The organism is Priestia megaterium NBRC 15308 = ATCC 14581, assembly GCF_000832985.1.
Classification (GTDB): domain Bacteria; phylum Bacillota; class Bacilli; order Bacillales; family Bacillaceae_H; genus Priestia; species Priestia megaterium.
In genome coordinates, this window is record NZ_CP009920.1 from 2,570,690 (window position 1) to 2,582,572 (window position 11,883).

The 11,883-nt window shown below is 44.2% G+C and carries 6 protein-coding genes, 1 tRNA gene and 3 rRNA genes; all 10 read left to right on the plus strand.

What is annotated here, in order from left to right:
* Positions 1–12: 12 nt before the first annotated feature.
* Positions 13–1,353 carry an ABC transporter substrate-binding protein gene (locus BG04_RS13830; RefSeq protein WP_034657148.1) on the plus strand — a complete coding sequence of 447 codons (1,341 nt, stop codon included), beginning with the start codon at positions 13–15 and terminating at the stop codon, positions 1,351–1,353.
* A gap of 86 nt (positions 1,354–1,439) precedes the next feature.
* Positions 1,440–2,177 carry a glycerophosphodiester phosphodiesterase gene (locus BG04_RS13835; protein WP_034654665.1) on the plus strand — a complete coding sequence of 246 codons (738 nt, stop codon included), beginning with the start codon at positions 1,440–1,442 and terminating at the stop codon, positions 2,175–2,177.
* A 503-nt stretch (positions 2,178–2,680) separates the two neighbouring features.
* Complete coding sequence (locus tag BG04_RS13845; protein ID WP_013081578.1) at positions 2,681–3,004, plus strand: DUF3870 domain-containing protein; 324 nt, start codon at positions 2,681–2,683, stop codon at positions 3,002–3,004.
* 93 nt (positions 3,005–3,097) lie between these two features.
* Positions 3,098–4,264 (plus strand): DUF819 family protein, encoded by a 1,167-nt coding sequence (locus BG04_RS13850; RefSeq protein ID WP_034654667.1) that lies wholly within the window; start codon positions 3,098–3,100, stop codon positions 4,262–4,264.
* 60 nt (positions 4,265–4,324) lie between these two features.
* Positions 4,325–5,398: a dipeptide epimerase gene (locus BG04_RS13855; RefSeq protein ID WP_034654668.1), complete on the plus strand. Its 1,074-nt coding sequence runs from the start codon at positions 4,325–4,327 to the stop codon at positions 5,396–5,398.
* Between the two features lie 32 nt (positions 5,399–5,430).
* On the plus strand, positions 5,431–6,444 hold the full coding sequence (locus BG04_RS13860) for a C40 family peptidase (RefSeq protein WP_034654670.1): 1,014 nt from the start codon (positions 5,431–5,433) through the stop codon (positions 6,442–6,444).
* Positions 6,445–6,832: 388 nt separating this feature from the next.
* Positions 6,833–8,384: ribosomal RNA gene (locus BG04_RS13865) — 16S ribosomal RNA — on the plus strand.
* A 258-nt stretch (positions 8,385–8,642) separates the two neighbouring features.
* Positions 8,643–11,577 (plus strand): 23S ribosomal RNA (locus BG04_RS13870).
* Positions 11,578–11,639: 62 nt separating this feature from the next.
* A 5S ribosomal RNA gene (rrf, locus tag BG04_RS13875) occupies positions 11,640–11,755 on the plus strand.
* The 16S, 23S and 5S rRNA genes sit together here with 1 tRNA gene alongside, the layout of an rRNA operon.
* 11 nt (positions 11,756–11,766) lie before the next feature.
* Positions 11,767–11,843: transfer RNA gene (locus BG04_RS13880), tRNA-Met, on the plus strand.
* Positions 11,844–11,883 lie beyond the last annotated feature (40 nt).

The following is an 11,883-nucleotide window of genomic DNA, read 5'->3' on the forward strand; positions in this document are numbered from 1 at the left end:
AGAGTGAATGTGATGAAAAAGATATTGGCTATCGTAACGGCATGCTTGCTAGTTATTCTAGGTGCTTGCTCAAATTCAACTGGTTCTTCGGAAGCGCAAGAAACAAAAAAAACAGCATCAGGTAAAACAGAAGTCGTATTTTGGCACGCTATGAGCGGTGACCTTGAAAAATCACTCAATAAAATTGTCGATGAGTACAACAAATCTCAGGACAAAGTCGAAGTAAAGCCTGTTTTCCAAGGAACGTATGAAGAAGCACAAACAAAATTTAACACAGTAGCAGGAACAAAGGATGCACCGGCTATTATGCAAACGTTCGAAGTGGGAACAAAATTCATGATAGACAGCGGTAAGATTCAGCCTGTTCAAAAGTTTATCGATCAAGACCACTATGATACTTCACAGTGGGAGAAAAACATTTCAAGCTATTACCAAGTAGATGGAAAGCAATACTCAATGCCGTTCAACTCTTCAACACCTGTTCTTGTTTATAATAAAGATGCCTTTAAAAAAGCAGGGTTAGATCCTGAAAATCCTCCAAAAACGTATGATGAATTAAAGGCGGCTGCAAAGAAATTAACAGAAAAACAAGGAAATAAAACATCGCAATACGGTTTTTCAATTCTAAATTACGGATGGTTCTTTGAAGAGCTAGTTGCTTCTCAGGGCGGCTTGTATGTAGATCACGAAAACGGCCGTAAAGGTGATGCTGAGAAGGCAGGATTTAATGGAAAAGAAGGACAAAACGCATTTAATTTAATCAATGATATGTATAAAGAAGGTACATTCTACAATGTAGGACAAAACTGGGATGATATGCGCGCAGCATTTCAATCTAAAAAAATTGCAATGTTCCTGGACTCATCAGCAGGTATTAAAACACTAGTAGACAATGCTCCATTTGATGTAGGCGTATCTTATATTCCTGTCCCAAAAGAAGAGGATCGCCAAGGAGTAGCTATTGGCGGAGCATCTTTATGGATGTCTAAAGGAATCAGTGATGAAACATCAAAAGCAGCCTGGGACTTCATGAAATATTTAGCAACACCAGAAGTTCAAGCAAAATGGCACGTAGAAAGTGGATACTTTGCAGTTAACCCAAAAGCGTATGAACAAGATATTGTGAAAAAAGAGTGGGAGAAATATCCGCAGTTAAAAGTAACGGTTGATCAGCTTCGTGAAACAAAGCCTACTCCAGCTACACAAGGTGCTTTAATTTCTGTGTTTCCTGAATCGCGTCAAAAAGTAGTAACAGGGATGGAAAGCCTATATCAAGGAGTAAAGCCAAAAAAAGCGCTTGATCAAGCAGCAAAAGAAACAAATAGAGCATTAGAAGTAGCCAATCAAAAATAACGTATGATTACGAAGCTCGTCTTTCAAGTTATTTTGAGGACGAGCTTTTTACTTAGTGAATGACTAGTTAGGAGAGATAGAGGACAATGAATAGTTCAATTGATCTTTATGCGCATCGCGGCTTTAGCGGACGATATCCTGAAAATACAATGATTGCATTTGAAGAAGCTAGGAAAATGCAAGTTGCAGGTATTGAATTAGATGTACAATTAACAAAAGACGGGGAAATAGTAGTTATTCACGATGAACGAATTGACAGAACGACGAATGGAATGGGGTATGTTCAAGAATTTTCATACAAACAGCTGCGTTTATTCGATGCTGGCAGTTGGTATGACTCTCGTTTTTCTAAACAATGGATTCCGACATTAGTAGAAGTGTTTGAGTGGATGATGGACAAAAAGACAAAATTAACGGTGAATATTGAATTAAAAAATGACCGAATTTACTATCCAAAACTTGAAGAAAAAGTTCTTCGTCTAATCGATGAGTTTGATTTAGAAGATCAGGTTATTTTGTCATCTTTTAACTATGATAGTTTGGCTAAAGTGAGATCTCTCCATTCATATATACCAACAGGTTTTTTATTTGAAGGGGTGAGCGAAGATACGATTGGAAAAGCAAAATCGATAGGAGCGCACCTACACTGTGATATGTCGTTTGCTCTTTCTGCGTATGGGAAAAAAGCAAAGCAAGAAGGATTAGACTTGCGGGTATATACGATTAATGAAATGGATAATTTTTTAAAGCTCCAGCAGGTTTCAGTAAAAGTCGTGATGACAGATTACCCTAACCGTTTTTCCTCTACCATGTTCAAAGGATGACGTAGAAAGAAGCTGTGACAAAAGTACTTGATCCACAGTGAAAAACGAACCCTTGATCAACATGTTTGATTAGTGGTTCGTTTTTTTGTTGTGGTGAACGTGAGTTTCATCTGTTTCGGTCCTTCTAGCAGTTGATTGGAGGGCAAGGCGAAGACTCCTGCGGAAAAAGCGCAAGCAACGAGGAGGCTCAGCCACCGCCCGCGGAAAGCGAAGTCTTGCATGGAAATCAACTGCGGTGTAACAAGCGGTTCGGCTCATGCCTCCCATTTGTTCGTCTTTAGGTTGGATTAAGTTTGTTATGTCTCAATCTCTTTTTTTTGAAAAAATATTATTTTATTCTGAATAGTATAAAAGTTATGTTGTGAAATTGTTTTATAGATGATATATTGAGAATAGATTATAATGTTCCTTATGAAAGCGAATACATGTTGCGTAGCTCCGCAAACGTTCATTTGCCGGTCCCTAGCATCGTCTGTTATCTCTTTTAGGAGGAATAAAAAATCATGTATGATCAAGATACTATCTATATTATTGGAGATGCCAAAGCTCCTCAAAGCAATCCGATTACTAAAAAGTTCAATCAGTATTTTTTAGGACTGGTAGTTGATAAAACAAATGGAAAAATTATTGATGTGGAATGCTCAGCGACGATTGAGTTGACCGTTCGATTTGTTCAATCAATTTTTATTGGACGTCATATAAGTGATCTCACCCTTACAGACGACATTAACAGCCGCTACTTCGGGTCTTCCCAAAAAGCGCTGGTGGTAGCGTTTCATGATGCACAGAAAAAATATCAGCAAATAACAGCTGCTTTGTCTACATAGACCTAGACGAAATCCAGCCTGACGTTTTCAAACGTTGGGCTGGATTTTGTTTTGTATAAAAATATTTTCGTGGAGATGAAGGGGGAAGAATAAATGATTCAAGATGGATTTATGTATGTGAGTGTGTTAACTGCCTTTGCTGCGCTCATGGTAGGGATTGAAAAAAGATTTAAAGCCAATCGATTTTTTAAATTTATCCCGGGTATTGTACTTATTTATATAGGAGCTGCTCTTATGCAAACGGCAGGGGTATTTGGGGATAGCGAATCAAATGTCGCCATGTATACGGGCGTTAAAAATGCACTGCTTCCGGCCATGCTGATGCTTATGCTGTTAAAGTGTGATGTTCGAAGTGTAATTAAACTTGGTCCAAGAATGCTGGGAGGATTCATCGTTGCGGTTTTTAGCATAATGGTAGGTTTTATCCTCGTCTATGCCACCTTTAAGAATTTCTATGTAGAGGACACGTGGAAAGCTTTTGGTGCTTTATCAGGAAGTTGGACCGGAGGATCAGCTAACATGGTTGCTCTCCAAGGGATTTTGGATGTTCCAGAAAATATATTTGGCTACGCTCTTATGATGGATACGATTAACTATGCCGTATGGGTTATGTTTATGTTTTGGCTTGTACCATTTGCATCTAAATTTAATAAATGGACAAAAGCAGACGTCAGCTTTATTGAGAATAGTATAGATGAAGTCGCAGCAACTTCTGAAAGCGAAAAAGAAGGCCCGCAGTTTCAGCATCTTCTTTATTTACTTGGTCTAGGTTTGTTCGTTTCAGCATTTTCTACGTTTATCGGAGGGCGTTTGCCTGAAGTGGGAGCGGTTATTAATGCAACGAGCTGGACGATTATGATTGCTTCTGTGGTTGGTCTAGTGCTTGCTGTAACCCCAGCGGCAAAAATTCCAGGTACGCTCGATGTATCAAACGTTATGTTATACATCGTTGTAGCGTTAATTGCTTCCCAATCAGATTTTTCAAATTTAGCTCAGGCTCCTATTTACTTAGTATCTGGTTTTCTTATTATGTTCGTGCACTTAGTGATCATGCTGTTGCTAGCTAAACTATTTAAATATGATTTATTTACGCTCGGAGTAGCAAGTTTAGCTAATATTGGTGGAATGGCGTCTGCTCCAATGCTTGCAGCTGCCTATAACCGTGCACTAATTCCGGTAGGAGTTATTATGGCTCTGATGGGTTCCTTCTTAGGTACTTATTTTGGTATGATGATCGCCAAAATTTTAGGGGCGATCTAAGAATAAACCAAAAATACGTATGAAAGAATATTTGTGCTGAATCGAAAGGAAGCGATTGAAATGATAATTAAAGACATAACTGTAAAGCATCAAACCGTTCCACTGCTCGTTCCGTTTAAAACAGCGCTTCGAACAGCAACAGAGATAGACAGCATAAGTGTAGAGATTCAGTTAGAAAACGGAATAAAAGGAAAAGGAGCGGCTTCGCCAACATATGTTATTACAGGCGATTCTTTAGAAGGCATTCAAGCTGCACTTCAAGGACCTATTAAACTAGCGCTAATAGGGGAGGATATACGTCAGTTTCAAAAACTCTTAAAAAAAATTCAAAGCTGCTGTATTCACAATTCAAGTGCTAAAGCAGCTGCTGATATCGCTTTGCATGATGCCTATACAAAGTTTCTTAATATTCCTTTATATGCTTTCTTGGGCGATAAGCAGCCTATCTCTACGTGTATGACGATAAGTGTTGATACACCTGAGAAAATGGCTGAAGACGCACAAAAAAGTGCAGCGGACGGATTTGACATTTTAAAAGTAAAGGTAGGTTCAATTCCTGAGCTAGACCTTGAGCGTATTAAACATATTCGCTCTGTCATTCCGGATCATGTAAAACTTCGTTTGGATGCAAATCAAGGGTGGACTCCAAAACAAGCAGTGCAATTAATTAATAAAATGGAAACTTTCAACTTTGGTATTGAATTGGTAGAACAACCTGTCCCTGCTCATGATTGGGAAGGGTTAAAGTTTGTGACTGAACGAGTAAACGTACCCATTATGGCAGATGAGAGTCTATTTTCTTCCAAAGATGCATTAAGGCTTGTAAGCGGGCGGTACGTGGATCTTTTGAATATTAAGCTAATGAAGTGCGGAGGAATTAATGAAGCAAGAAAAATCGCAAGTATTGCTGAGGCGAACGGTGTTGCATGTATGATTGGAAGCATGATGGAACCATCACTTTCTGTGGGAGCAGCTGCTCATCTGGCAGCCGCTCATCCGAATATCACGTATTTTGACTTAGATGCTCCTCTTTGGCTTTCAACTGAACTGGATGTGTTAAAGTACAGCGGTCAAGAGATTTTCTTATCAGATCTTCCTGGAATAGGAGAAATCACCGTTCCTATCTCAAAATAAAAGGATAGTAATATAGTAGAAGGAGAGAGACGATGAATATAAAGCGTTGGCTTTTAACGGCAACAACAGTTATTTTAGCTACATTTGGGGTCAGTGCAGTTCCTTCTGTTCATGCTTCTGAAGAAAAAGAAACTGCTTATATAGATGTCGCAGCAGCTACTCTGTGGACAGCACCAAACATCTTGCGGGAAGTGGACGCTCCGTCAGCTACTAATCCTGTAGATATGAGAAAGTGGACCACATCGATGAATTTGAAACAGAAGCAGCAGTTATCTAGCGATGGGATGCTTGAGACACAAGCGTTATATGGAAACAAAGTAACGGTTTTAGACGAACAAGGAGACTGGGTCAAAGTAGCTGTAGACGGACAGCCTACTTCTCGAAATGAATTAGGATATCCCGGATGGATGCCTACTAAACAATTAATCTATAGCAAAAGGTACGAACAGTATGCAAAGAAGCCTTTTGTAATGGTGACGGCTCCGACTACTTATTTATATCATTCGCCTTCTTTGAAAAAGAAAGGTATTGAAGTTAGCTATAATACGCGCTTACCTCTTTTGGCAAAGTCAAAGAGTGCATATAAAATATTAAAACCAAATGGAAAGACAGCATGGATTTCTACAAAAGCAGGAAAAATCTACGCGTCTCAAAAAGATATTCCTGTACCAACTGGCACGGAGCTTGTTGAAAGTGGAAAGGCATTTTTAAATCTTCCATATTTATGGGCTGGCATGAGTGGTTTTGGATTTGACTGCTCTGGATTTACGTTTACGATGTACCAATCCCATGGTATTACGATTCCACGTGACTCAGGGCCACAGTCTCGAGCAGGGAAACCAGTAGATATGAATAACCTTCAACCTGGAGACTTATTGTTCTTTGCCTATAACCAAGGAAAAGGAAGCGTCCACCATGTAGCGATGTATGCTGGAGATGGCATGATGATTCATTCGCCGAACTCCGAGCGGACAGTAGAGATTATTCCTTTAAACACAAAGGGATATATTGAAGAGTATGCAGGTGCACGTCGTTATTTACCTTAATCAGTAAGATAAGAAAGAAGCTCTTTTTGTGAAGAGCTTCTTTCTTAATATAGATTACATATAGGTTACAGATGAAAAATTAGAAAATTTAGTTTATTTATGTTTAACTACTTCTCGGTAAGGGAAGAAATTAAACAAGAGAAAAAAACATTTTTCTTCTTGAAACATATTGACTTTATATGCAAAGTATTATATTATTATAAAGCGTCGTTGAGACATACTCTTAACAGCGAAGCTGAAAAAAGAATTTCAAAAAGTTGTTGACATTACGTTGATAACTTGATAAGATAATAAAGTCGCTTAAGAGCGGCGGTTGAACTTTGAAAACTGAACAAAGCGACAAACGTCAACGTTAAATTTTATTTTTTAATTGAGCAAGTCAAACATTTCTTCGGAGAGTTTGATCCTGGCTCAGGATGAACGCTGGCGGCGTGCCTAATACATGCAAGTCGAGCGAACTGATTAGAAGCTTGCTTCTATGACGTTAGCGGCGGACGGGTGAGTAACACGTGGGCAACCTGCCTGTAAGACTGGGATAACTTCGGGAAACCGAAGCTAATACCGGATAGGATCTTCTCCTTCATGGGAGATGATTGAAAGATGGTTTCGGCTATCACTTACAGATGGGCCCGCGGTGCATTAGCTAGTTGGTGAGGTAACGGCTCACCAAGGCAACGATGCATAGCCGACCTGAGAGGGTGATCGGCCACACTGGGACTGAGACACGGCCCAGACTCCTACGGGAGGCAGCAGTAGGGAATCTTCCGCAATGGACGAAAGTCTGACGGAGCAACGCCGCGTGAGTGATGAAGGCTTTCGGGTCGTAAAACTCTGTTGTTAGGGAAGAACAAGTACGAGAGTAACTGCTCGTACCTTGACGGTACCTAACCAGAAAGCCACGGCTAACTACGTGCCAGCAGCCGCGGTAATACGTAGGTGGCAAGCGTTATCCGGAATTATTGGGCGTAAAGCGCGCGCAGGCGGTTTCTTAAGTCTGATGTGAAAGCCCACGGCTCAACCGTGGAGGGTCATTGGAAACTGGGGAACTTGAGTGCAGAAGAGAAAAGCGGAATTCCACGTGTAGCGGTGAAATGCGTAGAGATGTGGAGGAACACCAGTGGCGAAGGCGGCTTTTTGGTCTGTAACTGACGCTGAGGCGCGAAAGCGTGGGGAGCAAACAGGATTAGATACCCTGGTAGTCCACGCCGTAAACGATGAGTGCTAAGTGTTAGAGGGTTTCCGCCCTTTAGTGCTGCAGCTAACGCATTAAGCACTCCGCCTGGGGAGTACGGTCGCAAGACTGAAACTCAAAGGAATTGACGGGGGCCCGCACAAGCGGTGGAGCATGTGGTTTAATTCGAAGCAACGCGAAGAACCTTACCAGGTCTTGACATCCTCTGACAACTCTAGAGATAGAGCGTTCCCCTTCGGGGGACAGAGTGACAGGTGGTGCATGGTTGTCGTCAGCTCGTGTCGTGAGATGTTGGGTTAAGTCCCGCAACGAGCGCAACCCTTGATCTTAGTTGCCAGCATTTAGTTGGGCACTCTAAGGTGACTGCCGGTGACAAACCGGAGGAAGGTGGGGATGACGTCAAATCATCATGCCCCTTATGACCTGGGCTACACACGTGCTACAATGGATGGTACAAAGGGCTGCAAGACCGCGAGGTCAAGCCAATCCCATAAAACCATTCTCAGTTCGGATTGTAGGCTGCAACTCGCCTACATGAAGCTGGAATCGCTAGTAATCGCGGATCAGCATGCCGCGGTGAATACGTTCCCGGGCCTTGTACACACCGCCCGTCACACCACGAGAGTTTGTAACACCCGAAGTCGGTGGAGTAACCGTAAGGAGCTAGCCGCCTAAGGTGGGACAGATGATTGGGGTGAAGTCGTAACAAGGTAGCCGTATCGGAAGGTGCGGCTGGATCACCTCCTTTCTAAGGATTTTTACATGACGTACGTTTTGACACTTTGTTCAGTTTTGAGAGTTCAATCTCTCATTAATAATTGCGCCTGCGATTACTCGGCGCAAAACTGCACGTAGATATCACAGTGATGTTTATCATGATGTGATTGAAGTCAGTTGTTTTGTTCTTTGAAAACTAGATAACAGTAATTGCTGAGGAAAAGTGAAACTTTTCTTTAATCAAACCAATAAATAACACAACAGTATGTTGTACCATTTATTCGCTAATGGTTAAGTTAGAAAGGGCGCACGGTGAATGCCTTGGCACTAGGAGCCGATGAAGGACGGGACTAACACCGATATGCTTCGGGGAGCTGTAAGTGAGCTTTGATCCGGAGATTTCCGAATGGGGAAACCCACTGTTCGTAATGGAGCAGTATCTTTATCTGAATACATAGGATATTGAAGGCAGACCCGGGGAACTGAAACATCTAAGTACCCGGAGGAAGAGAAAGCAAATGCGATTTCCTGAGTAGCGGCGAGCGAAACGGAATTAGCCCAAACCAAGAGGCTTGCCTCTTGGGGTTGTAGGACACTCTATACGGAGTTACAAAGGAACGAAGTAAATGAAGCGACCTGGAAAGGTCCGTCGAAGAAGGTAACAACCCTGTAGTTGAAACTTCGTTCCCTCTTGAGTGGATCCTGAGTACGGCGGAACACGTGAAATTCCGTCGGAAGCTGGGAGGACCATCTCCCAAGGCTAAATACTACCTAGTGACCGATAGTGAACCAGTACCGTGAGGGAAAGGTGAAAAGCACCCCGGAAGGGGAGTGAAAGAGATCCTGAAACCGTGTGCCTACAAGTAGTCAGAGCCCGTTAACGGGTGATGGCGTGCCTTTTGTAGAATGAACCGGCGAGTTACGATCCCATGCAAGGTTAAGCTGATAAGGCGGAGCCGTAGCGAAAGCGAGTCTGAATAGGGCGTTTAGTATGTGGTTGTAGACCCGAAACCAGGTGATCTACCCATGTCCAGGGTGAAGTTCAGGTAACACTGAATGGAGGCCCGAACCCACGCACGTTGAAAAGTGCGGGGATGAGGTGTGGGTAGCGGAGAAATTCCAATCGAACCTGGAGATAGCTGGTTCTCTCCGAAATAGCTTTAGGGCTAGCCTCATGTTGTGAGAGTCTTGGAGGTAGAGCACTGATTGGACTAGGGGCCCCCAACGGGTTACCGAATTCAGTCAAACTCCGAATGCCAAAGACTTATCCATGGGAGTCAGACTGCGAGTGATAAGATCCGTAGTCAAAAGGGAAACAGCCCAGACCACCAGCTAAGGTCCCCAAGTATACGTTAAGTGGAAAAGGATGTGGAGTTGCTTAGACAACCAGGATGTTGGCTTAGAAGCAGCCACCATTTAAAGAGTGCGTAATAGCTCACTGGTCGAGTGACTCTGCGCCGAAAATGTACCGGGGCTAAACGTATCACCGAAGCTGTGGATTGACATCTTTGATGTCAGTGGTAGGAGAGCGTTCTAAGTGCTGTGAAGTCAGACCGGAAGGACTGGTGGAGCGCTTAGAAGTGAGAATGCCGGTATGAGTAGCGAAAGACAAGTGAGAATCTTGTCCACCGAATGCCTAAGGTTTCCTGAGGAAGGCTCGTCCGCTCAGGGTTAGTCGGGACCTAAGCCGAGGCTGAAAAGCGTAGGCGATGGCCAACAGGTTGATATTCCTGTACCACCTCCCCGCCGTTTGAGTAATGGGGGGACGCAGTAGGATAGGGTAAGCGCGCTGCTGGATATGCGCGTTCAAGCAGTTAGGCTGATGAGTAGGCAAATCCGCTCATCATAAAGGCTGAGCTGTGATGACGAGGGAATTATAGTACCGAAGTTCCTGATTCCACACTGCCAAGAAAGCCTCTAGCGAGGCGGGAGGTGCCCGTACCGCAAACCGACACAGGTAGGCGAGGAGAGAATCCTAAGGTGATCGAGAGAACTCTCGTTAAGGAACTCGGCAAAATGACCCCGTAACTTCGGGAGAAGGGGTGCTCTGGTAGGGTGTATAGCCCGAGAGAGCCGCAGTGAATAGGCCCAGGCGACTGTTTAGCAAAAACACAGGTCTCTGCGAAGCCGCAAGGCGAAGTATAGGGGCTGACGCCTGCCCGGTGCTGGAAGGTTAAGAGGAGGGGTTATCCTTCGGGAGAAGCTCTGAATCGAAGCCCCAGTAAACGGCGGCCGTAACTATAACGGTCCTAAGGTAGCGAAATTCCTTGTCGGGTAAGTTCCGACCCGCACGAAAGGCGTAACGATCTGGGCACTGTCTCAACGAGAGACTCGGTGAAATTATAGTACCTGTGAAGATGCAGGTTACCCGCGACAGGACGGAAAGACCCCGTGGAGCTTTACTGTAGCCTGATATTGAATTTTGGTACGGCTTGTACAGGATAGGTAGGAGCCTGAGAAGCCGGAGCGCTAGCTTCGGTGGAGGCGTCGGTGGGATACTACCCTGGCTGTATTGAAATTCTAACCCGCGGCCCTGATCGGGCCGGGAGACAGTGTCAGGTGGGCAGTTTGACTGGGGCGGTCGCCTCCTAAAATGTAACGGAGGCGCCCAAAGGTTCCCTCAGAATGGTTGGAAATCATTCGTAGAGTGTAAAGGCACAAGGGAGCTTGACTGCGAGACCTACAAGTCGAGCAGGGACGAAAGTCGGGCTTAGTGATCCGGTGGTTCCGCATGGAAGGGCCATCGCTCAACGGATAAAAGCTACCCCGGGGATAACAGGCTTATCTCCCCCAAGAGTCCACATCGACGGGGAGGTTTGGCACCTCGATGTCGGCTCATCGCATCCTGGGGCTGTAGTCGGTCCCAAGGGTTGGGCTGTTCGCCCATTAAAGCGGTACGCGAGCTGGGTTCAGAACGTCGTGAGACAGTTCGGTCCCTATCCGTCGTGGGCGTAGGAAATTTGAGAGGAGCTGTCCTTAGTACGAGAGGACCGGGATGGACACACCGCTGGTGTACCAGTTGTCTTGCCAAAGGCATCGCTGGGTAGCTATGTGTGGACGGGATAAGTGCTGAAAGCATCTAAGCATGAAGCCCCCCTCAAGATGAGATTTCCCATAGCGCAAGCTAGTAAGATCCCTGAAAGATGATCAGGTTGATAGGTCAGAGGTGGAAGCGTGGCGACATGTGTAGCTGACTGATACTAATCGATCGAGGACTTAACCAAACTTTAAAAGCGTAAGCTTTACTCAGCGAACTGTTATCTAGTTTTGAGAGAGCAATCTCTTGTCTGGTGGCGATAGCGAAGAGGTCACACCCGTTCCCATACCGAACACGGAAGTTAAGCTCTTTAGCGCCAATGGTAGTTGGGACTTTGTCCCTGTGAGAGTAGGACGTTGCCAGGCATTTTTATTATCGCGGGGTGGAGCAGTTCGGTAGCTCGTCGGGCTCATAACCCGAAGGTCGCAGGTTCAAATCCTGTCCCCGCAACCAAATTATCTTTTATACATACTTGAATATATCATTATTATCC